This is a genomic window from Streptomyces sp. CB02009 (assembly GCF_001905825.1).
In the GTDB taxonomy this organism is placed as follows: Bacteria; Actinomycetota; Actinomycetes; order Streptomycetales; family Streptomycetaceae; genus Streptomyces.
Map to the genome: position 1 here is coordinate 1 of NZ_LIVV01000016.1, position 22,910 is coordinate 22,910.

At 70.7% G+C, this 22,910-nt stretch carries 29 protein-coding genes; 2 read left to right on the forward strand and 27 right to left on the reverse strand.

Translation table 11 applies throughout. The annotated features are described in order from the left end of the window. The 4 genes from AMK27_RS39280 to AMK27_RS39295 all read right to left on the reverse strand — a co-directional run. The coding region (locus tag AMK27_RS39280) for a sigma-70 family RNA polymerase sigma factor (protein WP_241847783.1) at positions 1–326 on the reverse strand (326 nt) is incomplete at its 3' end. A gap of 241 nt (positions 327–567) precedes the next feature. Beyond that, the gene (locus tag AMK27_RS44620; RefSeq protein WP_445194898.1) at positions 568–798 is read right to left on the reverse strand and encodes a hypothetical protein; all 231 of its coding nucleotides are present in this window, start codon (positions 796–798) and stop codon (positions 568–570) included. Between the two features lie 657 nt (positions 799–1,455). Further along, positions 1,456–2,133, reverse strand: coding sequence for an HNH endonuclease family protein (locus AMK27_RS39290; protein WP_073919141.1), 678 nt, complete (start codon positions 2,131–2,133; stop codon positions 1,456–1,458). 352 nt (positions 2,134–2,485) lie between these two features. Then, a complete protein-coding gene (locus AMK27_RS39295; RefSeq protein ID WP_073919143.1) occupies positions 2,486–2,995 on the reverse strand; it encodes a hypothetical protein in 510 nt (169 codons plus the stop codon). 353 nt (positions 2,996–3,348) lie between these two features. On the opposite strand from AMK27_RS39295, the gene AMK27_RS39300 reads away from it, so the two are divergent. Continuing rightward, positions 3,349–4,452 (forward strand): DUF5954 family protein, encoded by a 1,104-nt coding sequence (locus tag AMK27_RS39300; RefSeq protein ID WP_073919144.1) that lies wholly within the window; start codon positions 3,349–3,351, stop codon positions 4,450–4,452. A gap of 230 nt (positions 4,453–4,682) precedes the next feature. Here the strand turns inward: AMK27_RS39300 and AMK27_RS39305 are convergent, their stop codons facing one another. From AMK27_RS39305 to AMK27_RS39325, 6 genes are all read right to left on the reverse strand, one after another. Then, the gene (locus tag AMK27_RS39305; RefSeq protein ID WP_241847774.1) at positions 4,683–4,904 is read right to left on the reverse strand and encodes a hypothetical protein; all 222 of its coding nucleotides are present in this window, start codon (positions 4,902–4,904) and stop codon (positions 4,683–4,685) included. Between the two features lie 31 nt (positions 4,905–4,935). Then, positions 4,936–5,142, reverse strand: coding sequence for a hypothetical protein (locus AMK27_RS39310; protein WP_143204937.1), 207 nt, complete (start codon positions 5,140–5,142; stop codon positions 4,936–4,938). A 35-nt stretch (positions 5,143–5,177) separates the two neighbouring features. Beyond that, positions 5,178–5,513: a hypothetical protein gene (locus tag AMK27_RS39315; protein ID WP_073919149.1), complete on the reverse strand. Its 336-nt coding sequence runs from the start codon at positions 5,511–5,513 to the stop codon at positions 5,178–5,180. A gap of 72 nt (positions 5,514–5,585) precedes the next feature. Then, positions 5,586–5,753: a hypothetical protein gene (locus AMK27_RS42870; protein WP_158076967.1), complete on the reverse strand. Its 168-nt coding sequence runs from the start codon at positions 5,751–5,753 to the stop codon at positions 5,586–5,588. Positions 5,754–6,145: 392 nt separating this feature from the next. After that, positions 6,146–7,198: a DUF6292 family protein gene (locus AMK27_RS39320; RefSeq protein ID WP_073919150.1), complete on the reverse strand. Its 1,053-nt coding sequence runs from the start codon at positions 7,196–7,198 to the stop codon at positions 6,146–6,148. A 55-nt stretch (positions 7,199–7,253) separates the two neighbouring features. Then, entirely contained in the window at positions 7,254–7,658 is a 405-nt protein-coding gene (locus AMK27_RS39325) for a hypothetical protein (RefSeq protein WP_073919152.1), read from the reverse strand. Positions 7,659–8,277: 619 nt separating this feature from the next. On the opposite strand from AMK27_RS39325, the gene AMK27_RS39330 reads away from it, so the two are divergent. Continuing rightward, positions 8,278–8,661, forward strand: a complete 384-nt coding sequence (locus AMK27_RS39330) for a hypothetical protein (RefSeq protein WP_073919153.1) — start codon at positions 8,278–8,280, stop codon at positions 8,659–8,661. Between the two features lie 379 nt (positions 8,662–9,040). Here AMK27_RS39330 and AMK27_RS39335 read toward each other — a convergent pair whose 3' ends face one another. The 17 genes from AMK27_RS39335 to AMK27_RS39410 all read right to left on the reverse strand — a co-directional run bounded on the left by AMK27_RS39335 (position 9,041) and on the right by AMK27_RS39410 (position 22,802). Then, a complete protein-coding gene (locus tag AMK27_RS39335) occupies positions 9,041–9,487 on the reverse strand; it encodes a hypothetical protein (protein WP_073919155.1) in 447 nt (148 codons plus the stop codon). A gap of 159 nt (positions 9,488–9,646) precedes the next feature. Further along, positions 9,647–12,037 (reverse strand): hypothetical protein, encoded by a 2,391-nt coding sequence (locus AMK27_RS42170; RefSeq protein WP_274535770.1) that lies wholly within the window; start codon positions 12,035–12,037, stop codon positions 9,647–9,649. A gap of 713 nt (positions 12,038–12,750) precedes the next feature. Further along, a complete protein-coding gene (locus AMK27_RS43950; RefSeq protein ID WP_241847785.1) occupies positions 12,751–13,260 on the reverse strand; it encodes a DciA family protein in 510 nt (169 codons plus the stop codon). A gap of 72 nt (positions 13,261–13,332) precedes the next feature. After that, entirely contained in the window at positions 13,333–13,467 is a 135-nt protein-coding gene (locus AMK27_RS44275; protein ID WP_274535769.1) for a hypothetical protein, read from the reverse strand. A gap of 390 nt (positions 13,468–13,857) precedes the next feature. Continuing rightward, positions 13,858–14,286: a hypothetical protein gene (locus AMK27_RS39350; protein WP_073919157.1), complete on the reverse strand. Its 429-nt coding sequence runs from the start codon at positions 14,284–14,286 to the stop codon at positions 13,858–13,860. A gap of 183 nt (positions 14,287–14,469) precedes the next feature. Next, entirely contained in the window at positions 14,470–14,967 is a 498-nt protein-coding gene (locus AMK27_RS39355; RefSeq protein WP_198956021.1) for a DUF6573 family protein, read from the reverse strand. Positions 14,968–15,066: 99 nt separating this feature from the next. Further along, positions 15,067–15,321: a hypothetical protein gene (locus AMK27_RS39360; RefSeq protein ID WP_073919159.1), complete on the reverse strand. Its 255-nt coding sequence runs from the start codon at positions 15,319–15,321 to the stop codon at positions 15,067–15,069. Positions 15,322–15,658: 337 nt separating this feature from the next. Beyond that, a complete protein-coding gene (locus AMK27_RS43175; RefSeq protein WP_073919161.1) occupies positions 15,659–16,204 on the reverse strand; it encodes a hypothetical protein in 546 nt (181 codons plus the stop codon). Next, positions 16,201–16,467, reverse strand: coding sequence for a hypothetical protein (locus AMK27_RS39370; RefSeq protein WP_073919163.1), 267 nt, complete (start codon positions 16,465–16,467; stop codon positions 16,201–16,203). Before AMK27_RS39370 ends, AMK27_RS43175 begins: the two co-directional genes overlap by 4 nt. Positions 16,468–16,530: 63 nt before the next feature. Beyond that, positions 16,531–16,905 (reverse strand): DUF3846 domain-containing protein, encoded by a 375-nt coding sequence (locus tag AMK27_RS39375; RefSeq protein WP_073919165.1) that lies wholly within the window; start codon positions 16,903–16,905, stop codon positions 16,531–16,533. Between the two features lie 431 nt (positions 16,906–17,336). Further along, positions 17,337–17,531, reverse strand: a complete 195-nt coding sequence (locus tag AMK27_RS39380; RefSeq protein ID WP_073919242.1) for a hypothetical protein — start codon at positions 17,529–17,531, stop codon at positions 17,337–17,339. Between the two features lie 53 nt (positions 17,532–17,584). Then, positions 17,585–18,250, reverse strand: a complete 666-nt coding sequence (locus AMK27_RS43955; protein ID WP_241847775.1) for a hypothetical protein — start codon at positions 18,248–18,250, stop codon at positions 17,585–17,587. An 87-nt stretch (positions 18,251–18,337) separates the two neighbouring features. After that, positions 18,338–18,991, reverse strand: a complete 654-nt coding sequence (locus AMK27_RS39390; protein WP_073919166.1) for a hypothetical protein — start codon at positions 18,989–18,991, stop codon at positions 18,338–18,340. Positions 18,992–19,196: 205 nt separating this feature from the next. Beyond that, the gene (locus tag AMK27_RS42525; RefSeq protein ID WP_143204939.1) at positions 19,197–20,123 is read right to left on the reverse strand and encodes a hypothetical protein; all 927 of its coding nucleotides are present in this window, start codon (positions 20,121–20,123) and stop codon (positions 19,197–19,199) included. Between the two features lie 148 nt (positions 20,124–20,271). After that, complete coding sequence (locus tag AMK27_RS39400) at positions 20,272–20,646, reverse strand: hypothetical protein (RefSeq protein WP_073919169.1); 375 nt, start codon at positions 20,644–20,646, stop codon at positions 20,272–20,274. 5 nt (positions 20,647–20,651) lie between these two features. Further along, positions 20,652–21,131, reverse strand: a complete 480-nt coding sequence (locus AMK27_RS39405) for a hypothetical protein (RefSeq protein ID WP_073919170.1) — start codon at positions 21,129–21,131, stop codon at positions 20,652–20,654. A 216-nt stretch (positions 21,132–21,347) separates the two neighbouring features. Continuing rightward, positions 21,348–22,802: a DNA cytosine methyltransferase gene (locus tag AMK27_RS39410; RefSeq protein WP_073919172.1), complete on the reverse strand. Its 1,455-nt coding sequence runs from the start codon at positions 22,800–22,802 to the stop codon at positions 21,348–21,350. Positions 22,803–22,910 lie beyond the last annotated feature (108 nt).

Sequence of the window (22,910 nt, forward strand, 5' to 3'; positions counted from 1 at the left end):
AGGTGCTGGAGCGCGGCGACAAACGCCAGCCGGACCGACTCGCCCGTCGTCGCGGACGCCTGGGGATCTCCGCTCGGGCAGGGTTCCACCCAGAGTCCGGCCTCCGCCGCAGGCGCCGGGGCGGTGTTGCCGTCGCTGGGTCCGGACAGGTCCATGGGCAGGGCCCGCCGCCTGCCAGAGGCCAGGGCGTCCAGACAGACGTTCGTGGCGATGCGGTACACCCATGACCGCAGCGACGAGCGACCCTCGAACCGGTCGATGTTCCGCCAGGCCCGGACCATTGTCTCCTGTACGGCGTCCTCGGCCTCGGCGTACGACCCCAGCATCCGGTAGCAGTACCCGGTCAGCTCGCGTCGGTACTCCTCGAGCCGGTCCACCGCACTGACTGCCACACCGTTCCGCACGTGCTCCCCTTCGATTTCGAGCCGGTGCGAGCCTTCCGCCCGGTCACCGCAACGATAGAGTCGAGGTGGGTCGTCGAACCTCTCCCGTTGCGCGTCCTGCGCGAAGCCGACGGACGATGAGCACGCCACGGTCGTCCGAGAGTCCGGGGCACGGTGCGGCTCCTCAGGCCTCCGTGGCGACCGGGCCCACGCCCGCCGTCTCGGCGTTCCGCCGGGTCTTCGCCCAGCCGGTCTTCCCGCAGACCAGCCGTACGAGGCCACGCGCCGAGACGATGAACAGGTGGTACGCGTACAGCCAGAGCGCGAGCGCGGCCTGTCCAGGGGTGATGTTGCGCTCGCATTCCGGCGCTGGACCCTGCGGGCCGGCCGACCCCGTGGTGCTGAGGAGTGGCACTACGGGTATTCAGACGTCCCAACCGGGCATATCCGCACACTGCTCGAAGTGGCGGCATGGAACCTGCGGGCCCGGGCTCGACGAGAGCTGCGAGCCGCGCTGGCCCCTGTCGACGCACGCGTCCTCAGACGAACCGTCAACGATCCTTTCGCCCCAGAACATCTGCACTGGTGGCACCGGCGTATTGAAATCTGAGGCAGCCCGGAGGCGGCTGGCCCGCCGAGCGGTTCCCGCACGGTCTGCCGGCGGGCCACTGACGGCGGATCAGAACCTGCGCACTGCAACAGGTGCGTCGTACGGTCGCCATGACTCCCACAGGACGGGCGTCCACAGCCGGTCCCGCGTCCTTTCGCACGTGTGCGGGACCGGCCCTCGACCGGCAGCACGCCGCGGTTTCCCCGCCTTCGGGGAGACCGGCCCGCACAACACCGCTGGTGCGGGCCGGTCCTCCACCCGGTCGGGCCCGGCGGGAAGGGGGAGTCCGCGGGCCCGTGAGCGGCCCCGGTCCGCTCGGCACCCGCCTACCCCCACACTTCACAGCCATACGCACCCTTTCACCCTCGAATGCAATGGTTTGAGCTGTGATCCTGTGAGCAGGCGGGGCGGGCGGCGTCGCCGTCTGCGGATCCCCCGAGCCGCAGACGGCGATCCGGCGTCCTACTCGGCGGGCTCGAACTGGACGATCGCGTCCGGGCACTCGGCGGCGAGCGCCTGGAGGGCGCCGGCCTCCGCGGGGTCCACGTTCAGGTTCCAGCGCAGCTTCGTCGCGGTCCACTCGGTGGCGTACCGGCAGCGGGCACTGGGCGCCGGCGGCATCCACTGGGCCGGGTCCTTGTCCGCCTTGGCCCGGTTGGAGCGGGCGGTGACCGCGATCAGCGAGACCGCGGCGTTCTGGTCGTTCGCGTAGGCCTCCCGGCGCTCGGCCGTCCACTCCCAGGCGCCGGACCCCCAGGCCTCCTTGAGCGGGACCATGTGGTCGATGTCGAGACCGGAGGCCGAGCGGACCTCGGTTTCGTCGTAGTAGCTCCACCACGCGCCCCCGGTCAGTGCGCAGTTCGCGCCGATGACCGGGGCCTCGACGGCCTCGGAGATCAGGACCTCGCCTCGCGTACTGCACGCGTCGGTGAGGTTCAGGCCCCTGTTCCAGTGGCGGAAGAAGTCGCGTGAGTAGGTGTCATTCTGGGCTTCCTCGGCGACCGGGAGGGCGGCGACGGCGCCGGGCAGGGTGAGCAGGCCGGCGGGGGTGTCGCCGCCGGCGTGTGCGGGCGTGGTGACGGCGAGGGAGGCCAGGGCGAGCGTGGCCGCTGCTGCGGCCCGGGTCAGGTAAGTGATCACGGTCCGCAGAAATACCGGCTCCGGTGAGAGCGGGCCGGGTGGATCCGTGGGATGTCACTCGTGGGGGCCGCCAGGTTCACCGAAAACGATCACCGGGCGGCTCGCCCTGGTTGACGCCGCGAGCCCCGGCACAGTGCTCCTCTCTCCCCTCGGCCGGCATGCCGATGATCTCCCCGGAGGGGAACAGGACGACGATGCTCTGCACAGCGTCCCGATCACCCGCTCTCCCCAGCCTTCGCTCCCCTGGCTTTGTTCACGAGTTCCGGCTCTGGCTCAGTTCTGTGGTGCGGCCACGTTGAGTGAGCGGAGCACCTCGTGGTTGACCGTCCCGATGGCGAGAATGAACCCCGGGTTAGTTTCCCCCCTCGGCTACAGACCTCTTGCTGAGGAACTGCTTCGCTGCCTCAACCGCTTCTCCGTTGAGTTCCTCGACGGAGACTCCCCAGCTCTCCTCCCAGCCGTCTAGGTTGTGCGCGCAGTGCACAAGGGGTTTCAGCTCGTCGGGGTAGCCGAGGTCATAGGCGATGTCTGCCCAGATGAGGTGAGTGCCGGCGGCGGGATCCAGGGATCCGTCGGCGATCTGACCGGCGATCCAGTCAGCCATCGCCCACTTTGCGGCCCGGGGGTCTGTGGGCGCGTGGAAGAGCAGTCCCATCTCCTCCAGTACTTGGTCGAAGAGCTCTGGCGCTTCGGGCTCTTCGCTCCGGAGAAGTCCAGCCAGCATGGCCAGGGACGGGCTTTCGACCCCAGCTATCAGCGCGTCCAGACCTGCCTGTATGAGCCGGTCCGACCCAACATGCCTGCCGAATGCTCGCTCACGCGCGATGTGTCTGAGCTGATCGAGGGCGTCGTCGCTGGTCATCAAGTCTTCTCTGTCGGCATCTGGGATGGGAAGGCTTGCACATCCGCTGGCGCCGCTGCCGTCGAGTTCCCCCCGTCGTCGGTGATCAGGACATGAGGACGCGCTTCCGCAGAAGGGCGAAGCCTGCCCGGCCGAACATCTGGCGCTTGAGCATCTTGATCCGGTTGACGTGCCCTTCCCGCGAGCGCGGACCAGCTCGGACTCGGAGTTGAGCGAGCGCTCGCGCCGGGTCGCCTCACGAGTCAGCGCGGTGCTTGCACGCCCTTTATCTGAAGCCCAGGCCCGCCACTCGGGATGGTGGACGATCCGGCGAAACCGTGATGTGACCGCACTCAGGCCGCCAGGATGGCGGCATGAGCGCAGCAGGTGCGGGAGCGGACGGGTGGCCGGTGGTGGTGAGGGTTCCGGTGGAGCCGGTAGAGGCCGCGATGGAGGCCGATGCCCTCGACGCCGCGGCGCGCAGCAGCGGTCTGGTCGTACGCGGCCCGCTGTTCGGGGTGGCCGTGCAGAGCGAGAGCGGCGGGCGGCAGTGGCAGGTGGTCCTCGATGTCGCCCACGGCTGTCCGCAGCGGGCGCGGGACGCACTGAACTCCTTGCTGTGGTTCCGGGCGAAGAATGAGGCGATGAACCCGGATCAGCGGCGTGTGCTCCTGGCGGCGGTCGCCCGCCTGGAGAAGGAGTGCGTCGACGAGCTCACTGTGCTCGGCACCCGCTACCGCGTGGTGCGGGCCGAGGAGTACGCGGCCATCGACGAGCATGGCGACATCGAAACGCCCCGGCCCACCGACCCCGAACCCCTCACCCCCGACTGGAGCCCCGGCGCCAGCGGCCCACAGGTCGACGACGGCCTCGTCCTGGACCCGGACGCCCCCCTCTCACCGCTCCAGGCGGCGGAGCGCCTGTCCCTTCGCTCCCTGGCCTACTCGGGTATCCGGTTCCCCGAGCCCGTCCTTCACGACTCGGCACGGGCCGTGGAGAGTCACCCCGACGTCGTCCTCATGCCGCCGGCGTTCCTGATCGTCGAGCGGTCCGGCACCGAGCCCTGGACACCGGGCAGCGGTCTGCAGGCCACCGCTCACGACGCACGCCGGACCCTCGCCTTCGCCCTGACCTGGATGGAACCGCGCACGCGGGGCCTGATCCCCTACGACGCCGAGCCAGAGATCGACGCGCACACCGTCGTCGCCGAGAACGCCAGCCCGGCGGCCGCCGAGCTGGCGGTGTTCGCCGATGCCGCGGACCGGCTCCGAGGCGGCCGGCTCAACGAGGTAGAGGTCCACGGCACCGTCTTCAGGATCGGCCGCGCCCGCCGCCTCCTGCGCTGGGGCCCCGACGGCCCGGAAGGGCCACGCTCTTCCGACGTCAACACCCATGCCCCCTACGCCCTTCACCCGCGGATGGACGAAGCCGGCACCGTCTACTTCGACGAGTCGGCGGAAGGCGAACCCGCCCCGTAGCCAGCCGGGAGCGTATGGTGCCCCCGCACCGGGGATCACTGGGTGCGGGGGCACACGGGAGGCGGATCAACTGACCAGTCGGCCCGACCTCCCAGAGGTGACCGTAGCGGCCTGGCGACGGCTGCAGGCAGGCGTATCGGTTCGCTGCCGCCCGCACGGGCTACATGCCTACGCCGGCGGTGACGGACAGGTTGACGCACACGTTCCGGCAAGGCCGAGCACGGGGCAGGTCAGTCGGCTTCGACGTAGGTGACGATGAGGATGCTGCCGAGCGCGGTCGCGTAGAAGATGACGCGGATGCCGTCGTGCTGGAAGTCGCGAAGTGCCGACGCGGTGGCGTGCGGCTTCACGTCAGTGGGGTCGGCCGCGATCGCGTTGAGGGCCGCGTCCAGGCGGCCGGTCTGCTCGGTGGTGAGGACGCGAACCTGCGTCTCGGCAGGTTCGATAAACACGATCCGAGGCCGGCGGCCACCACGGGAGTGCTTAGGCGACACCCTGGGCCCCGCCGTCGTGCTCGGGCAGGCCCTTCTCGGCCCGGATGTCGTCCCAGTCACGGCACCGGTCGAGGTCGATGCCCTCGGCGGCAAGGTTCTCGAGCACGTAGGCGAGCGCCGGGTTCCCGGGGAACTCGGCGCGCGCGGCGTCACGCAGCTCCCGCTGTTCAGCCTCGTCGAAAGTCAGGTGCGCCATCACGGCCCCCATCCGGATCGGGTACGCCTCCGAGGCTAGCTCCTGGGCACAGCTTCCGGGTCCACGTCGTCGAGGATGTGGCTCAAAGCTGCGCTGTTGATGGACTCGATCTCCCGCTCATACACCTGGATGCGGGCCCGCTTCCGTTCGATCTCCGCCGCTAGTGCTGCAGCCTGGGCTTCGAGCTGGTCGACATGGGCCACGGTCCGGGCTGCCGCGCCTTCGACGACCTGAACAGCCAGGTTCTCCGCGTCGTTCAGGCTGGCCCAGGAGGCACGCGGCGCGTAGTGGGCCAGCGCTCCCTCGAGCGCCTGCCTCCCGCCCCGACTGTAGATCTCCGCGAATGTGTCGTAGTCGGGTTCCTGAGCCATGGGACCTCCTGGGGTGTTCTGCGGCTCGCTGATAACGACCCCGCGCGGACGGAGGTGACGCGTGACTCCCGTTCAGCCTTGCCTGGTCCGCGGGGGTTCGGAGGACAGCACCACCCACACCCGTCGGCCTTCGTCGGAGGTGTCGGTGTCGCAGCTGGCGGTGCCGGGGACGGCAGAGAGGTCGGCGAGGACCGCATCGTCGGCGCCGGCAGCCGCGTGGCTGAGGACGACGACGAGCATTTGTCCTGGTCGGGTGGATGCTGATCCGCCAGCCCTCGTCAGCGGAGACCGCGTCGACGATGAGTCGCACGGTCTCCTCGAGGGCCTGGTCGGCGGGGTGGTGTACCCCAGCCGCGAACCGACTCGGTGGCCTTGGCTTCCAGCTTCGACACGATCTTGTCCGCCTGCTCTGGCAAGGCCCCGGCAGCGGCCCGAGCCCGGAACACGGTGAACCGCGCACTGGCTGCCACTCTCTGGTGGTGGCCGGTCAGGGCCATCTCCTGGCCGTACGTGTCGCAGTCGGGCTGCTGGGTGCAGACTGCGTCTCCCTCGCCCCCGCGGGTGTGGTGGAGGGTTCGGTCCGGACTGGGCGCGGGCGGGCCGTCGGTGCCCACATCTCGGCTGCTGGTGCGTCAGGGCTTGGGGTGAGGGCGCTTGGTGCCCATGCGGCCGTCGTGCAGGGCGGCGAGGAGCTCGTCGGGGTTGGGCTGGAGTCCGCTGCCCAGGTAGCGGATTCCCTCGCCCTCGGGTGGGGTGTCGGTGTCCTTGCCGATGGGGTGCCGGCGGCTGGTGGAGGTGCGCCAGCCGAAGCGGGAGTCCCACACTACGGCTGCGGCCGGCTGGTCAGGGTTGAGGATCACGGCGGTAGCCAGGGCGTCGCCGTCGAGCTGGCGGATCTCGACCTGGGCCTGCTGGGCGATGCCGGCGGCGGCCAGGGCGTCGGCAGTGTGCTGCAGGTAGGGCTGGGCGCCGCGGGCGTGGAGCTCGCGCTCAGCGTGCGTGACGGCGGCGCGGTGGGTGATGGCGGGGTAGCCCAGCTGAAGAGCGGCGTCCTTCAGGTCGAGGCCGGGCTGCTGCTCGACGAGGTCGGCGATGCGCCTGCCTCGGAGGGTGGCCAGGCCGTTCTGCGCGGTGGGGAACTTGGTGATGCCGAGGGTGTCGGAGACGGTCTCGACGGTGACGGCGGGGTCGGCGTCCAGGAGCTCGGCGATCCGGGGCAGGATCTGGTCGCGGGGGATCATGTCGCCGCTGCCCTCGCGGCGGCCGCCGCCGGCGCCGCGGCCGGGCCGGCTGTCCTTGTACGCGGTGACCAGTCGGCGGGGCCAGTGCTCGGTGCCCTTGGGGCCGGCAGGCACGAGGACCATGCCGGCGACCAGAGCCGGGTCCTTCTTGTAGGTGTTCCAGGTGACGGGTTCGATGCCGAGCGCCTGGGCGGCCTCGTGGCGGTCGAGGAGGTCCTCGTCGTCGTCGACCTGGGGCAGCTCGGGGATGGGCTCGCCGGCGTAGAAGGCCTTGGTCTGCTCCGCGTCCCAGAGCTGGTTGCGGGCGTCGGGCGAGCTGATGGGCGCCGGGTGGCCTTCTGCCGCGTAGGGCTTCTGGTTTCGAAGCGTGGTGAGCTTCTTGCCGAGGGCGTCAGCCAGGTCGGACATGGTCTGGACGTACGGCAGGCGTCCGGCGCGGATCATGTGCTTCTCCTTCATCACAGGGCGGGGCGCTCGTCGCGCCCCGCCGGCGGGGGTGTCAGTCGGTCGTCGGGTCGGGCAGGCAGTGCGGGTTGCACGGCTCGCCGGCCTCGGCGCCGCATCCGTCGCAGGGGCGGGCGGCCGCCTCGAGGAGCGGGCGGAGGTGAGCGAAGGCACTGCCGGCGGTGGTGTGCGGGGTGAGGCGGCCGGCGGCGATGAGGTAGAGGGCGTGGGGCGGGTTGGCGGTGGTGCGCACCCGGATGCCGGCGGTGTCGCCCGGGCCCGCGGCGAGGCCGGGAGCCGCCAGGACGCCCGCGCCGGGAACGGCGGTGACGCCGGCCTCGGCCAGGAGCTCGGCAAGGTGGGCGAGTTCAGCGTCCGCGGCTTCGGCGGTGGCCGGCCACGCGGACGCGGCAGCGTTCTGCGTCGTGCTGGCGGCGGAGTGGGTGGGGGAGAGGGGCATGGGGCCTCCTGAGTGGGTGGGTGTGTGTTCGGCGCTGCGGGCTGCCACCACCCGCGAGCAAGACAACATTACCTAGCTTGTATCATCGCTGGCAAGTCGGCTGGATCCGCAACGCCGCCTCGTACGGATACACTCAGAAGCGAGATACGCCTCTCGGGTTTCCCGGAGTGTGTGTTTTCGGTTGGCCGGCGCCCTTGCCACCCGCCTCGGCGGAAGTGGGCGCCGGCCGCTTTGGTTTCCGCCCGCCACCTGCGACCGGGGCCTTCCCCGCGCGTGCTCTAGGGCGACGGTGTCGCGTTCGATGTCGAAGCGGTCCCTGTCGCCGGGGGGGACCGAGCTCCTCGCGCAGCTCGATCGAACAGCTCTCGCATCGTCATGTAGGTGGGGTCACCGAGTGCTGCTCGTTCAGCAGCCCCGTGACCTCCGCCTGGATCGCGGGCAGAGCGAGCTCGGCGGCGTCCCGGCACCTCACTTGTATCAAGCCGAAGCGCAGATCGCGTACGACTGAAGAGGCCCCGGCACCGCACTGGGGCCCTCTCTGCGTAGTGATTCCTGGTCAAAGCCATTGACCAGCAGGTTTCTGTCAGTGAGTGTGGCAGTCCAGAGAACGGAGATCGCCGTGAGCGAAGACCTGGTCAGCCGTGCGATCGTCATGCCCGACGGCGCCAGAGTGATTGTTGTCGTGAAGCCCGCGCTTGCCGCGCTGAGCGACGCGGAGCTCCTTCTGAAGCTGCCCTTCATCGAGACCATCAACGAGCGCTGGGCGGAGCAGGAGGCCGAAGAGGAGCGGAAGCGCGAGCAGGGAGCATCATCCGACTGGGCCGTGCCGGACGAACTTCGAGACGAGATGGAACGCGCTAAGGCCAAGGGGCTGCAGTCAGACCTCCGAGTGCTTGCACAGCGTCTCCAGGCAGCCGCCCCCGAAGGCACGCGCGACTTCGATGAGGGGATCGCCTGGGCGGTGCGATGGCTGGAGAACACGGCCACAGGACTCACCCGCTAGGAGGCCGTCATGGCGGACGAGTTGCACCAGACGACCACCCGCATCCGGACTCGACATCTTTCGGAATTCCGGACTGTCGTCCTTGAGCTACCGAGCGGAGCCCCGGAGGTTCCACTCCCGTACGGTGCCGGCCTGCTTGTGCCGACCTACATCCGGATCCACTACGCCACTACTACCCGCCCAACGAGCGCACGACCGCCAGGGCGCGCGTCTTCGGATCGCCGAGGAAGCCTGGCGAGGCGAAGGAGAGTGGCCTGGTGGACGTCGAGTTCACGCATGAAGCCCACTGGGTCCCGGAGTGGGTCACGCAGCTGATGCGGGACTCCTGCCCCATCGGATGGACACTCGCCTGATGGAGTGAGCTCCCAGGCGACCCCCGTTACGCCGTCGGCGGCGTCATGTACGGCGGGTCCCGCAGCTCAATGTCGCTGACGGTGATTCCCTGCTCGTCGGCCAGGCGCTGCAGCTGCTCCTCACGCATGAAGAGGGGTGCTTCGGTGTCGACGAACTGTCCGAGGTACTCGCCCGTATGGCGGTTGTACGTGATCTTCCTGGTTGCGGCGTTGCCCTCCTCGATCCCCATCCTTTCGACGGCCACCGTGAAGCCGGTGCCCGCGGAAGCGGCGATGGCCCGGTCCCGGCACTGGTAGATGAACTCTGCTGAGGGGCGGATTGACCCGTCGCTGAAGAGGGCGCGGATCGCCTCCAGCTCGATGGTGTCGCGCGCCGCTGTGATACCAGCGGCGTGCAGGGCAGCGAGGGCCTCGTCGAAGCGCTCGGCAGGACCGTAGAGGAATGCGTAGACCGTGCCGCGTACGTCGTCCATGGCGCGACCCTACCGATGCGGGACCCGGCAAAGCACCCGAACGGCCCACTCGTGGCGGCGTGTCGCTACAGCGACGACCGGCGGTCCGCCATGACCGGGGGGTGTAGCCCGCATCGCGCGTTCGGGTGCGAGGTGTTGGGGCACGTCCGGTACGGGCGTTCACGCCATCGCCTTCGCGTTCTCGCCGTGCAGCGGGACGGCGGCGAGCTCGGGCAGACGCTGTGACCACGGCACGCGGCGGACCGGCTCGGGGCGGCCTTTGGCACGTAGCCTCTCCAGCCGTACGGCCAGGAGGTGCTCGGCGGTCCGGGTCTGGGCTGTCGCGGCAGCCTGGGTCGCGGCGCGGAGGGCGGCGTCGCCGTCGGGCATGGACTGGTGCCAGGGTTTGCCGCGTTCGGTGGCGTACGCCTTGCGTGCCTCGGCTAGGGCTTCCTCGCTGCGGCCCAGCGTGTCCAGTGCACGCTGCCGGTAGTCCGCGACCGCGTCCTCGGCGGTGAAGAACGCGTTGTACGCGGCTGCGTCCTTGGCGGCTTCGGGACCGGCGGCATCCAGGTCGGCAAGGTCGGTAATCTTCTGGAACTGCGCCCACTCGGCAGCGATGTCGTTCTCGATGGCCGCGCGGACCTCGGCGGTGACGGCCGCGATGCTGGACGGGTCGGTCAGGTCGGCCGACCAGGTGGCCTGGAGGAGGCCGGCCTCGCTGATCAGGACCTCGATCTGCCGCCGGTGGTCGCATGCCTCGCACAGCCCGGCCGACCGCTCCCGGCCGCACTCCTCACACGTGACATCCTGCCGGACTGCGGCCTCGGCTGCGGCCAGCGTTTCTGCCTCGGCACGGAACGCCGCACGCCGCACCTTCCGCTCCCGGGCTTCTTCGCGGCGGGCAACGAAGCCGACGGCTTCCGCCTTGGCATGACGGCGCATCCGGGCCTCGATCTCCCGGTATCGCTCGTCCTGCCCCAGGCCGGGCAACTGCTCGTCCACCTCGGTCGCGATCCGCACCCGCCAGGCACGACGAACGTGGAGTACGTTGGCGCAGTTGTCGCAGTCGGCGCCGGTGTCGAGCCGTGTGCCATCGTCGCACCGCACATCCGAGCACGACGGCCGGCGTACCAGTCCGCGGTGCGTGATCCACCCGAACGGGGTGGTGATCAGGGCCTCGCCACCGGTCTCCTCGAGCCGGGCCTGCAGCCGGGCGGCCAGCAGCGACGGGGCCTGACCCGGCCACTGCAGCACCCGCCCCGAGTGCGCCAGCTCCGCCTTCGTGGCCTTCACCACGTGGTCCTGCTGCCAGCGCGACAGGTTCTTCCACAGCCACGACACCGGCGTCAGAGCCACCCGCAGACCAAGATCAGCAGGAAGTTCCTCCCGTCCCAGCTGCTGCGTCTTTCGACCACCGACTACGGCAAGCCGGCTACCGAGGCCACCAGGAACGGTGCCTGCCTGCTCCTGTTCATCGACCGGTGGCTCTGCGAGCTTTTCCCCGCGGAGCGGGCTGCCCTCTGCCACCGGGCTCCCGGACTCGGCAACGGCCGTCTCATGCTCCGGGACCTGGTCCTCACGCACGCACGCGCGGTCCGGCCGATGGCCCTGACCCCCACGGCCTTCGCCGGAAAAGCCGCCAGAGCGCTGCGGAGAGACGACGGGAGTAACCATGTGAGGGTGATCAGTGTGAAGGTCTGCCGCAACGTCGGGCTCTGCAATACCCGCCACATCCTCCACCAGCACCCTGCTGACCTGCAGATCCCTCTCCGCCTCCGGCGACTCACCAGGCCCTGCCGCAACATCGGGGTCTGAAAGATCGGCCTCCAGGTCTGCCACACGGTCCTCCTGAACGTCGCTGGCGACCGTACGGCCGTGCGCGGCAGCGACCGCCGGCACCATCAGCCGAGACCTGTTCGGCATACCCGAGCCCGTCTGCAGCCGTACCCGGAGCACCAGCCCCCGGTCCTCCAGGCGCTCCAGCACCCGCTCCCCCGCCGACGCCGTGCACCCCAGCAGCCGCGCCACCGTCGCCGCCGCTCGTCCACGCCTGGTGTCCACGGTCCCACCACACAGCCGCACCCGCCCGGTCTCCCGCGCCTCCAGCACCAGCAGCAGCAACGCGAGGCGGTCCGTCGCCGCACCCCGACCGGTACGCGTACCGATCAGCCCGGCCGGAGTGACCGAGCCATCCTGGTGCGCCCAGCCCGGAGCCATCACCGCCTCCAACAACCCCAGCAGCGTCGCGAGCTGCTTCTTGGCCAGCGCCAGCGGGTGGCCAACCACGTCCTGCGCCTTCGTCAGCGCCAGCACCTCGCACTTCAGACCGCCGTCCTGGCCGAACTCCCCCTCCGCCGTGCTGATGGACACCACGCCCGAGCGGCGCAGCGCCGGAATCACAACCGAGGCAACATACGACTGCGACATACCTAGCCAACGGCCCAGCTCGGAGGTGCGGATCTCCACCACACCCGACTCCGCCGGCGTCCGTGAGGCCAGCACCACAACCGCCAGCCGCGCTGCATCCACCACACCGTCCAGACCATCCAGGTCGAGCAACGCCCGCACCACGGCACGAAGACGCACCCGCGTACCCCGCCCCAGCGCCAAAGGACGCCCCGGGCCCCGTACCGGAACAGGACCGAGAGCCACCCTTCCCCGGGCATGGCGGCGCACGTGGAAACCCCCGGCCACTGCCTGTGCCGCCAGTACCGCGCTCATCGGCTCACCTGCCGGCACACCAGGGGAAAGCCCGGCGGTGAGCACCGCCACTGCAGGTCAGAGACCTGTCCTGCGATGAGAGACCAGCGAGCGGAGAAGGAGACGTCACACAGACGGAAGGGGCGACGATGCACCGTTTCGTGACCACCGAAACGTGTGATGGACGTCACACACGTACCTCGATCAACCGAAGGTCCTGTGCGATCTGCCGGTGGACCGTCCTGCCGCAGTGGCTGTTCACCCGGCCTGCCGCAGGGCGGGCGCGGCAGGCGGCACCGTCCGTCCGGCGCGCTCGGCGCGGGCCCGCAAGATCGCGGCACTGCGGGTGGCGTCGTTGGCTTGGCGCTGCTGGGCGCGGAACTCCTCCAGCGACGTCGGCGTCTCGCCCTCCTGGTCCTCCCCCGAGATGTCGGGAAAGGCGCGGGTGCCGAGGTCGAGGCGGACCTGCGCCTGGCGGCCGACGGCCGCGGCCAGGGCCGGGTCCTGCTGGAACGGTGTCCCCGCCTCGTGGTGGAGGGCGAGCACGCGCCGGAATCCCGCAGAGGCGGTCTCGCGCGTCTTCACCGGCCCGGCCGGCTCGGCCGCCGTCCTTCCGGCGGCGGGGGGGGTGAGGTGACGGGGAGCGTGCCGGGCTGGCGGACCCGGACGGTGCGCACGGCGGCTGCGCCCGACATCTCGTTGGTGGCGGTGATGATCCGGGGGGGCATCAGCCGGAGCTGGGTGGCGTAGGCGGGCGAGTCGGGCATCAGGTCGAGCTGCCCGGTCTCCGGGTCGAAAGCGAGGGCGGTGGTGTGGGCGGCGAGTCGGGGGGGCGACGGCGGCGGCGATGTCGGGCCAGCGGTCCAGGATGCTGCCGCCGGCGGCCGGGACGTCCCAGCCCCGGTCGGCCAGCAGGCTCTGGAAAGCCCCGGAGAGTCCGACCGGGGCGCGCCCGTGGTGCTGGATGTTCGACGTCTTCTTCGGGCGGCGGGCCGGGCCGGGCCGGTCGTTGCCGCGCTGCTTGGCGTCCTGGCGGGCGCGCTGGAGCATGAGGCGGGCCAGGTCGGCCCCCGACGCCTCGGCGCCGGCAGCGGTGGTGTTCCGCTGGGTGGGGACGGCGGCGGTGGTGGTCTGGGTGGTGTCGGTCATGGTCGATGCCTCCTTCAGGCGCCGCAGGCGAGGGTGGTCAGGGAGCTGCGGCGGATCTGGTCGATCCGGCGGGCGCGGTTCATCAGCTCGGGCCCGTAGACGCTCAGGGCCTCGTCGTAGCCGCAGCCGTGGATGGTGTCGGTGATCATGCTGGTGACGCCGGCCTTGAGCTCGCCAGGGCGGCGGCGCGCATGCCGGCAAACTCGGTCTCGTCGACCTCGTAGGAGGCCGCGCCCGGGGCGGAGGCGTCGGGGAGGTCCTGGGCGACGGGCCGTGAGAGGTTCCGCGTCCGAAGCGTTCCGGGCGATGGCCGCTCCCGGCGCAGAACTCGACGTGCTCAAGGAGTCGGGCAGGTGAGGGACGCAACGTTATGCCGTCTGCTGCCAGTACGGCGGTGGAAGTAGCCGCGAGCTGGCAGCAACGCCAAGCAGGGGAGCCGGTGTCTCTTGTGCGCCCACCGCGGAGGGGATCGTCGGGCCCAGCCGGGCGGGAGAGCTCCGGGGCGTGGGCGCAGCGCCCACGCCCCGGAGTCCACCGGTTCAGACCGTCAGGCTGGGTGCGGCCACGTACTTCACGCCCTCCTCCGGCGGAATCACTTCGCCGGTCTCCGCGTCCTTGCAGTAGGCGTGGAGGATTTCGGATGCGCTGAGGGGTTTGGCGTGGGACTCCGTCAGCTTCCAGCCCATCACTTTGGAACCCTGGTCGACGGTCGTGCGGATCACCGCGCCACCGCCAGTCACGGCGGCGAGGGTGAGCACAAAGATCGCTTCGTGAGCGTCGTCCGGGTCCACGGTGCTGGTCGCGCCGTCGTTGGTGAACGGCACGGAGGCTGAGAGGGTGGCACCGTTCGTGGATGCCGCGACAACGAGATGGTGAAAGCCGTCCCCCACCGCCTTGAGGAAGCCCATCAACAGCGCAGCGGGGCGCTCAGTGTCGTACGGGGTCTTGTCGTACGCCGTGATTTCCATGCCGATTCCTCTCGGTCTGCTTCCGGTTCTCTGGTCGGCTGCCACCGCCAACCGTTGAGACAACTATAACCTATGAGCATCACTCGCGGGAAGCTTCGTGGATCTTTCCCGGGGAACTTCCGTACGCGAGAGGCGCTGCGAACCTGTGGCGCCCCACTTCTGGGTGGGCGCCACCGTGGCCGGTCAGTCCTCGTCGGGCAGGGAGATCGTGAGCACGGGCTCCATCCCGTCGCCGGGCCCGCATGTGGCGAGCAGCCACGCCCGCTCGCTCTCGTGGCCCTCCCCATCGCGGGGAACCCGGTAGAGCTCGACGGTGCAGGAAGTCCCGTCGCCCGACCGCTTGATGGCGTAGTGGGTCATCCGGAGCACGTCCCAGAGGCGTCCGGTCTCGTCCTGGCAGGTCTGCCGGTTGTCCTGGTCGGTCCAGGCGACGCAGTCGGCCCACGCCGCCGCGGTGAGGGCCACGGGGATCGTGAACCCTGCCTCGCGTGCGACGTCGTCGCCGACGGCGACCAGGGCCCCGTCGGCGAGGGCGCTGGCGCGGCTGTACGCGTGGATGGCTCCTCCGAAGAAGTCGGCCACGGAAACGGCCGGCTGCTCCGCCTCGGGGGTCCAGCGCATCGCGTCGGGGCTCATGCTGTCCGGGTTCGCGGTGCCGCTGATGAGGGTCTTGTCGGTCATGGTCTGCCCTTTCGTGAGCGGTGTTCTCGGCGGCGGCGGGGTGCCACTCCCCGCCGCCCTGGGCGGGGCGCAGCCGGGTGGCTGCGCCCCGAGGGAAGGTCAGGCGTTCACGGCCGACCGGGTGATGGATGCGCGGCGCACGTGGTGCACCACGCAGGCGTCCGTGTCCTCGGCGAACGGGTCGGTGAGGTGGTAGCGCGTGTCGGCGCTCCCGACGTGGTCCGCGTGTCCGCAGTGGGCGCAGAAGCACAGCCGGGCCATGTAGAGGCCGTGGCACTCGGGCTTGCTGCCGTGGTACAGGACCAGGTCGCCGGGCTCGACGAGATCAAGGGTGCGGAGCAGGGTGTCGGACATGGGTGCCTCCTCACGACTGTGCGTGGATTCGGTTTGCGATCGACTGCCACCGCCGACCACTGAGACAACTATAACACACATTGATCACTGCGGTGCTCGCATTAGCCCGCCCACCTGGGGGAACCGCTCTCGCCCGTATTCCGTCGACAGCGAGGGCTCCGCCGGCACTTCCTCTGTGGCCGGCACCGCTGGAGCATGCCGCGGCCGGTGCGCCGAGGGTGCGGGAGGGAGTCCGCCGCGGGCTCAGAGCGGTTCAGCCGGTGCACCCGCCGACCGGAACGCGAGTGCGCCCCCATCGTGCGGCAGGGCACGGTGGGGGCGCAGGGCGGGAGGGCGTCTATCCGGTCGTGATGCTGGCGCGTACGGCCGCGACTGCGGCGGCGGTGTCAGCGGCCAGGTCAGAGGTGTGGGAGTCGTACAGGACGGTGGCCTCGACACCGTCGCTGCCGAAAGCGCAGGCGAGCCAACCGGCGTGATCAGTCAGCGGGTAGTCCACCTCGGCCTCGTGCCGGTCCTGGCCGGTGAGCAGGACCTCGCCGCCGTCGGGGGTGGGGACGGCGATCCAGGAGCCGCCGGAGCCCGGGTGTGCATCCCTGGTGGCTTCGACGCCCGCCTCGGCCAGGACCCGCTGGAGGTACTCCCCTGCGGTGTCTTCCTCGGCGTAGCCGAAGTCGCGGCAGAACGCGTAGGCCAGATCCGCGGCAGTGTCCGGGTCGGGGGCGTTGAACTCCTCGGCCCACCGGGTGAAGTCCTCCTCGCTGGTGGCGAGCAGCTCGACCTGGTCCGCGACGGGGCCCGCGAGGACGGCCGCGATGAGCAGCTCGGTGCCGTCGACGTCGAGGGTCAGCCCGATGACGGTGTACGTCTGGGTGGCGGCGGTCACGCGATCAGCCTGAAGTGCGCGGCGTCGACCGCCTGGGCTCCGAGGTCTCCGAGGAAGGCTGCGACGACGTAGGCACCGTGGTCTCCGCCCCAGAGAGTCTCAGGGGTCTCCCCATCTTCCTCGGCGCGGTGCGGGAAGGCTTCCAGTACTGCGGCGGCCGCGTTTGCCTTGGCTTCCTCGAAATCCGCTCCGTCGGCGACGACTGCGAATGTTGAGGCGAGATCCCAGACTTCGTACCAGTCTCCGATGATGGTGAATTTCATGGTTTCCTTTCGCTGAATTCGGGGGCCCCGGAATTGGGTTCCGGGGCCCGGGGTGACCTGCGTTTAGCGGCGCGGCCGGGGGATGTCGCGGTGACGGCTGAAGAAGCGGTCGATGAGTACGAGCGCCTGGTCCTCGGTGAGGCCGAGCACGCTGCCGCCGGACGTGGTGGTGCCGGTGAACACGGCGAGTCCGCTGACCTTGTAGGGCATGGCCCGGTAGGTGTGCAGGAGTTCGATGGCCGGTCCGTTGTCGGGGTGCCCGAGCGGGAAGGCCCACTCGTCGGTCCACATGATCAGCCGGGTGGTCAGGTCGACGCATCGGACCTGGTCAGCGTCCAGTGCGTCCTGCGGGCTCATCTCGGAGCCCCAGTCGAGGAGGCGGAATCCGCCGGTGGGCTCGACCCGGAGGGCGTAGCTGTCCTGGAGGAGGGTGGGCATGGGGGTCCCCTTTCCTGGGAGTTGGTTTTCGGTGCAGGTCGGCTGCCACCACCGGCCCGCGAAACAACTATACCCGTCACTCATCACTTTGTGAACGTCTTGGAGGCGCGTTTCCCCTGTTCAGCGGCAAGCCGAAAGCCCGCCGGCGGCACGCCCCGACGCCCCGCCGGCCTTCCATAACGCTGGCGCCTGCGTCGCGATGGCCGGCCGCGAAGATGACGCCCGCCCGCGGTGCCGAGGCGCGCGGTGGAGGCGCGCTGCCGAGCCGACGGCGCACAGGCCGTCTGCAGCGGCTGGCGGCGCCGTACGGACCGCGCGGCGCCGTCCAGCTACCGACGGCCGACGTGGCCCTGGGCCGGACATGGCGGCGCCCCGGCGCGGCCGGTGGGCCGGGTCGGGGCGCGAGGGTGTGCTGGCTATGCCGTCAGGGTTCAGGGGCCGCTCAGGGACAGCGGGCCCGGTTGACGGGGGTTGAGGTCGACGACCACGTCACCGTCATCCGTGTGCACGGTGAAGACCGTGGCCCAGGACTCGGGGTCGCGTTGGACGGCGAGTGCTTTGTAGGCGGCGTGTACGGGCGTCTCAGCGTCGATCTCGATGGTCCAGCTGATGCTGTACTCCGGCATGTGCTTCGTGCCTTCCTGGACGCCCTCAGCGCCCATGTGTGGTCTTGGGAGGTCTAGGCGGCGAGGGTGAGTTCGACGTCGTCCAGGCTGCGCTCGTTGATGGTGACGCCGCTGACGGGGTCGAGGTCGTCGAGCCAGAGCTCCTCGTTCTCGGCAAGGTAGCCGTGGAGGGCGCTCGGGTTGTTGGCGATGTACGCGGGGAGGCGGACCTCGGAGGTGAATTCGTAGGTGACCTCCTCGGTCACTGTCAGGGCGAGGCGCACGGTCACTTCCTGGTCGTGGCCTTCAGGCTCGGGCGCGTCGGCGTTGACCACGAGGCACAGCAGGGCGGCCGTGTCCTCGTACGGGTCGGCCTGCGCCTGGGCAGCGTCGGGGAGTCGACCGAACGGGGTGCCGAGGCGGTCGAGCTGGCGGAGGACCTGGAGCAGGGTCTGAGGGTCGCGCGGGTCGGTCTGGCCCCAGGCCGTGCGCAGTTCGGGGTCGGTGAGCTCGGGGAGGGTGTCCACGTCGTCGAAGTCGAAGACGCACTGCGTGCCGCCTCCGGCGGTGCGGAGGCTGTCGAGGTGGAGTTCGCCGGAGTGGGGGTGGCGGCGCAGCACCAGGTAGGCGGCGTGCGGGTCCATGCTGGCGAGGGTGGCGGTGAGGGTTCGGGTCAGGCCCTGGGCCTGGTCCTGGGCGGTTTCGAGTGCGTCCTGGCAGTTCTGAAGGGTGGTGTGCATCGGTCCTCCTGAGGGTGTTGGGGGCCGGCAGTTCGGCTGGCCGAAGCTGGGCTCCTCCCCCGGCGCCTGGCCGGGGGGAGGAGCGGGTCAGGCGCTGAGGAGCTGGTTCCCGGTGCGCTGCCAGTACCCGGCCGGGGCGCGGTCCGCGCGGCACTGGTAGGTGCCGTAGGCGGTCACCTCGAACTCGTCGTCGCATACCAGGACGCGGGCGTCCGGGATGAACTCCAGCGTCTTGCTGCCGACGGGAAAGTCCCTGAAGTGCTGGAAACGGTGGGGGGTGCTCAGGAACCAGTAGACGTCGCCGCGTTCCAGGTCGGTGTAGCGGACGCTGACGGTGTCGCCGGGGCGGAGCTTGCACCAGGTGCGGACGCCGAGGTCGGCGCAGATGTCCTGGACCCTGCCGTACATGACGTCGAAGGCGTCCGGCGCGAGGCCCAGGGCGCGGTCGGTCTCGCCGCTCGGGCCGGTGAAGTGGACGGGGCCCCGGATGTCGAGGCCGTCGAAGCCGTAGTGGGCGGCGAGGTGCTGCGCCACGGTGTTGGTGGCCCCCTGGTCGCCGGGGAGGCAGTGCATGTCCGTCTCGGCGTCGAGCGGGACGGTGGTGTAGGTGCCGGGGCCGGAGAAGAGGCCGGTGAGCTCCCACTCGATGTGGGCGTCTCCGAAGGACCAGTTCACGAGCTGGTCGGGGTGGAGCGTGCCGAAGCAGCTGAATTCGTGCGGGTTGGTGAAATCCAGGGGCATACGGGTCTCCAGGGTCTTCGCGTGTGTTTCCGGTGGTGGTCGACTGCCACCGTCGACCACAAGACAACTATACCAGTTACTCTTCATTCGCGGGAGGGTCTTGGACCCCGTTTCCGCTGCTCAGGGGCTCGTTTTCACCCGTACCTGTCACGCAGAACTGGCCTCGCCCCGTACGGGGCGAGGCCAGTGGGTTGGTTGCCGGCAGTCAGGCCGTTGGTGCGGCCGCCGTGGTCAGCTGGTGGAGGACGTCCAGCGGCTGCTCGGATCGGATCAGCCGGGCGAGGCGGGCGCGCTGTTCGCCGATGCCGCGGCAGCCGGCGAGCGGCTGCAGGGCGTCCGGGCGCAGCTGTGGGACGTAGACGCAGCCGCCGAGGGCGACGACCGGGCGGGGGCCGGGGAGGATGCGAGCTGCCTGGCCTGGGCGGCGAGCATCTCGGGCGCGGCGGAGCCGGGCTGGCCCATGCGGAGTTCGTACGGGAAGCGCGGTTCGTCGGGGGCGACGAAGCCGTTCTTCGCGGAGAGAGCGACGACGTCGCCGGCGGTGCCGGCGAGGTGCTCGGCCGCCTGGCGGCACAGGAGGTGATAGCTCGGTGTAGAGCTGGCGGACGGGCAGGGTCGTCTCGGTGGCTGACTTGGCGCCGCTGCACGGTACGACGACGGGCCCGAGCGGGCCGAGCGTCCTCGACTGGGCGGTCTCGCGGACGTCGAGGGCGGCGCCGGCGCTGCGGCTGCTGTTCACCGGGACGAGCCCCTCGTGCTCGGCCGACTGCCAGGGGTAGGGGCCGGCGACGGGGCGGCGTGCCCAGGCCATCGTGCGGCCGGTGACGGGGTCGACAACGTCCCAGCCTGCGGCGGCGTATGCGCGCAGGGTGTCGTCCGTGGCGTCGGGCGCCGGGACGGCTCGGCCGTCGAGCCGTACGACCGCCTGGGCGACGGCCTCGGCGAGGGTGGGGGCGCAACGCACGACGGCCTCCCTCGGTACGGGGGCGGTGCGGGGCATCAGCTGGTCGACGTGCCACTGCCAGCCGGTGCGGAAGGCCTCCAGGTGGGCGGCGGCGTGGCGGAAGCGGTGGACGGCGCTGTAGGCGCGGTCGCGGTAGACGACTCGGCGGCGCGCACGGGGCAACGGCACGGCGGAAACAGGGCCGGTGGACATGTGGGGTGCTGCTGAAGCCGGGCGGTGCCACGGCGCGCGGCGACGCATGCCAGTCGCGGACAGGGCGGCGGGGACGGGGGTGACGGCCGCTTGGTCGGCCGTCACCCTCGCTGGTGGGCGGTGCTCAGGCGTTGGGCCGGAGGAACTGCCGGTCCGGCTCGACGCTCCAGGTCAGGTCCGGGAACAGGCGGCGGACCTGCCGTTCGGCCCAGGGACGGACGGTGTCCCAGGCCTCCTGCGTCGGTTCGTTGGCCCAGTGGTGCCAGCCTTCGGCACAGGCGGCAGTCTGCTCGCCAAGCTCAGCCATGAGGGTCTCTACGGCGATCTCGTCGGGCAGTTCCATGTTGTTCTCGGTGGTCATGGCGTAGGCGTCGAAGAGGCGCTCGGCAAGGGTCTCGCCGTCGAGGTTGTGCACGGAGGTGACCTGGAGGACGGTGCCCCGGCCGTCCGGGTCGAGGACCAGGCAGGTGGATGGCTGGGGTGCGGTGTTGATGGCCATGGGGATCAGGTCGCCAGCTCGCAGCCGTTGGGGCGTTCGCCGCCGCAGCTCGGACAGGGGTCGGTCTCGTGGTAGTACCAGCTGCTGCACGCGCAGTCCCAGGTGGAGATGGACCACGCCCACTCCCAGCCGCCGATGCCGTATAGGCCGTCCTCCACCCGGGGGTTGATGACGGAGGTGACCTGGGCCGGGCCCTCTTCTTCGAGGTACATCCAGCGGACGTGGAGGACTACTGCTCGCGGGGCGCCGCTGCTGTCGGTTCCGCCGTCGATGACGTGGATGGTGTCGGCGCAGTCGTAGCCGTACTTGACGGCGTCCTTGACGGTCTCGGCGGAGAGCAGCCGGACGGTGTCGAGGGTGAAGAAGGGAGAGACGAAGCCGTTCCAGCGGTTGGCCGGGTCGAGGACGGCCGGATAGTCGGGGGTGCCGTCGATCGTGACGCGGGTGCGGACGGAGCCGGATTTCGGGGAGGGCTGTCGGGTCATGACTCTCCTGGGTGTGTGTTCGGTTGGGTGGTCGGCTGCCACCACCGACCATGGAACAACTATACCACACATGCATCACTATTGCGGGTGGGAACGCACTCCCGACCCGGGGACCGGCAGCTCAGCAGCGCCCCAGCGGGGGCGGCCACCGCATCCGGGGCCGCCCTTGGCGGTAGCGATCCGGCCGCCGAGCGGCGCCGCTCGGCCAGGACTCGACTACGCGGCCAGGGCCAGCAGGTCCGCCGGGGCGCGCCGGCCGCACTGCTGTGGCACGTCGATCGGCGCCGGACGCTCGTCGTCGCCGTAAACCCGGCCGAGGTAGTCCACGACCGGCCGGTGCCACGGACGTCCGGTCAGGGCACCCAGGACGACCGCGCCGACGGGCGGGCACACCACGTCGCCGATGCGCTGGAACGCGCTCGTGCGCGAGTCCTTGCGGGCCGCCGGCTCCGAGGCGCGCCAGGGGTAGGTCGACAGGAATCCGACCAGCTGCCCGGCCTCGGCCTCGGTCAGCCGGTAGCCGTCCGACTCCCGGAACCATGTCCGGGCCTTGCCGGTGAGGCACCAGCCGGCCTTGTCCGCGGAGAAGGTGTTCCCGCCCTTGGGCCGTCCGCTCGCATCGACTCCCCGGACGCCGCGGGTGTTGATGCGCTCCCCCGCGGCCCACCCAAGGGCGGCGGCCAGGGTCTGCTCGGCGAAGGGCATGTTCGGCCGGACGGATCCGGGAATGCGGCCGTAGCGCACCGCCATGAAGAACACGCGGCGCCGGTGCGTGGCCACCCCGTAGTCGGCAGCGTCCAGCTCGACCCACTGCTGCTGGGACCAGCTGGCCAGGGCCAGCTCGAACGAGACGGCCTCTCGCACGTCTTCGGGCAGGTTCGCGGACTGCTCCATGGCGACCCACCGCAGGGCCTCGCCGTGGAGCTGGAGGCCCAGTGCCCAGATCAGCACCTCGGCGACGAGCCCGGCTTCCGGGTCGGGCATGGCGGCCGCCAGGGTGCGCACCTCGGCCCAGGTCGCCCCGGAGCGCTCGGCCCGGCCGCCGTGCCCGGAGGCTTTCCCGGCGGCGCGCAGCATGGCAGTGAGGACCTGGAGGGATTGAGCGGTGAGTCCGGCCCGCTTGCCTGCGGTCGACCAGGCGGGGCAGGGCGGGGAGAGAACGACGCCGACGATCCAGCACAGCGCGGGGTGTTCGGGGTCGAGCAGGGTGATGTCGATGACGATGCGGCGGTGCCCGGCGCGCTCGGCGGTGGCGCAGGCGTCGCCGGAGAGGTCGAGGCCGACGGCGTCGTACTGGGCGCCCAGGGCGGCGAGGCCTTCGTCCCAACCTCCGGGGCCGGCAAAGACGCCGATGACGCGTTCGCGGTCGCCCTCGCGGGGGCGCAGGAGCCAGCGCCCGGGCCAGGGCGCGGCCATCTCGTCCAGTTCGGCGAGGACGTCCGCGGGGATCTCGGCGCCGAGGTCGAGCGCGAGGTCGGCCAGGCACAGCGGGCAGGTGCGCTCCTCGAACCAGTCGACGCAGGTGACATAGCTGTGCCAGTCCGTGAAGCCGCAGCGGGCGGTGGTGTCGTCGTGGTCGGGCAGGAGGTGCACCAGGCCCTCGGCGTCGGTGCCGAAGCCGGTGACTCGGATGGGTTCGGCGCTGCGTTCGGCGGCCTGAGCGTCCGTCATGAGCTGCTCCCCTCGGTCGGCCGGTGCGGCGGCCGCGTGCTGCGCCTTCGGTCGGCGGTCGGGTGCCACCCCCGACCGGCTAGATAACTATAACTGCGTTATATCACT

Excerpts from the sequence above, each read along its gene's own strand:
- AMK27_RS44275 (WP_274535769.1), bottom strand. The coding sequence starts at position 13,467 with ATGATCACCGACACCATCCACGGCTGCGGCTACGACGAGGCCCTGAGC.
- AMK27_RS39335 (WP_073919155.1), bottom strand. The coding sequence starts at position 9,487 with ATGGACGACGTACGCGGCACGGTCTACGCATTCCTCTACGGTCCTGCC.
- AMK27_RS39390 (WP_073919166.1), bottom strand. The coding sequence starts at position 18,991 with ATGCCCCTGGATTTCACCAACCCGCACGAATTCAGCTGCTTCGGCACG.
- AMK27_RS39300 (WP_073919144.1), top strand. The coding sequence starts at position 3,349 with ATGAGCGCAGCAGGTGCGGGAGCGGACGGGTGGCCGGTGGTGGTGAGG.
- AMK27_RS39315 (WP_073919149.1), bottom strand. The coding sequence starts at position 5,513 with ATGGCTCAGGAACCCGACTACGACACATTCGCGGAGATCTACAGTCGG.
- AMK27_RS43955 (WP_241847775.1), bottom strand. The coding sequence starts at position 18,250 with ATGCACACCACCCTTCAGAACTGCCAGGACGCACTCGAAACCGCCCAG.
- AMK27_RS39320 (WP_073919150.1), bottom strand. The coding sequence starts at position 7,198 with ATGATCCGCGCCGGACGCCTGCCGTACGTCCAGACCATGTCCGACCTG.
- AMK27_RS39355 (WP_198956021.1), bottom strand. The coding sequence starts at position 14,967 with ATGACCGACAAGACCCTCATCAGCGGCACCGCGAACCCGGACAGCATG.
- AMK27_RS39310 (WP_143204937.1), bottom strand. The coding sequence starts at position 5,142 with ATGGCGCACCTGACTTTCGACGAGGCTGAACAGCGGGAGCTGCGTGAC.
- AMK27_RS39400 (WP_073919169.1), bottom strand. The coding sequence starts at position 20,646 with ATGGCCATCAACACCGCACCCCAGCCATCCACCTGCCTGGTCCTCGAC.
- AMK27_RS39410 (WP_073919172.1), bottom strand. The coding sequence starts at position 22,802 with ATGACGGACGCTCAGGCCGCCGAACGCAGCGCCGAACCCATCCGAGTC.
- AMK27_RS39325 (WP_073919152.1), bottom strand. The coding sequence starts at position 7,658 with ATGCCCCTCTCCCCCACCCACTCCGCCGCCAGCACGACGCAGAACGCT.
- AMK27_RS42870 (WP_158076967.1), bottom strand. The coding sequence starts at position 5,753 with ATGCTCGTCGTCGTCCTCAGCCACGCGGCTGCCGGCGCCGACGATGCG.
- AMK27_RS39350 (WP_073919157.1), bottom strand. The coding sequence starts at position 14,286 with ATGGAAATCACGGCGTACGACAAGACCCCGTACGACACTGAGCGCCCC.
- AMK27_RS39360 (WP_073919159.1), bottom strand. The coding sequence starts at position 15,321 with ATGTCCGACACCCTGCTCCGCACCCTTGATCTCGTCGAGCCCGGCGAC.
- AMK27_RS39370 (WP_073919163.1), bottom strand. The coding sequence starts at position 16,467 with ATGAAATTCACCATCATCGGAGACTGGTACGAAGTCTGGGATCTCGCC.
- AMK27_RS39405 (WP_073919170.1), bottom strand. The coding sequence starts at position 21,131 with ATGACCCGACAGCCCTCCCCGAAATCCGGCTCCGTCCGCACCCGCGTC.
- AMK27_RS39380 (WP_073919242.1), bottom strand. The coding sequence starts at position 17,531 with ATGCCGGAGTACAGCATCAGCTGGACCATCGAGATCGACGCTGAGACG.
- AMK27_RS39375 (WP_073919165.1), bottom strand. The coding sequence starts at position 16,905 with ATGCCCACCCTCCTCCAGGACAGCTACGCCCTCCGGGTCGAGCCCACC.
- AMK27_RS39295 (WP_073919143.1), bottom strand. The coding sequence starts at position 2,995 with ATGACCAGCGACGACGCCCTCGATCAGCTCAGACACATCGCGCGTGAG.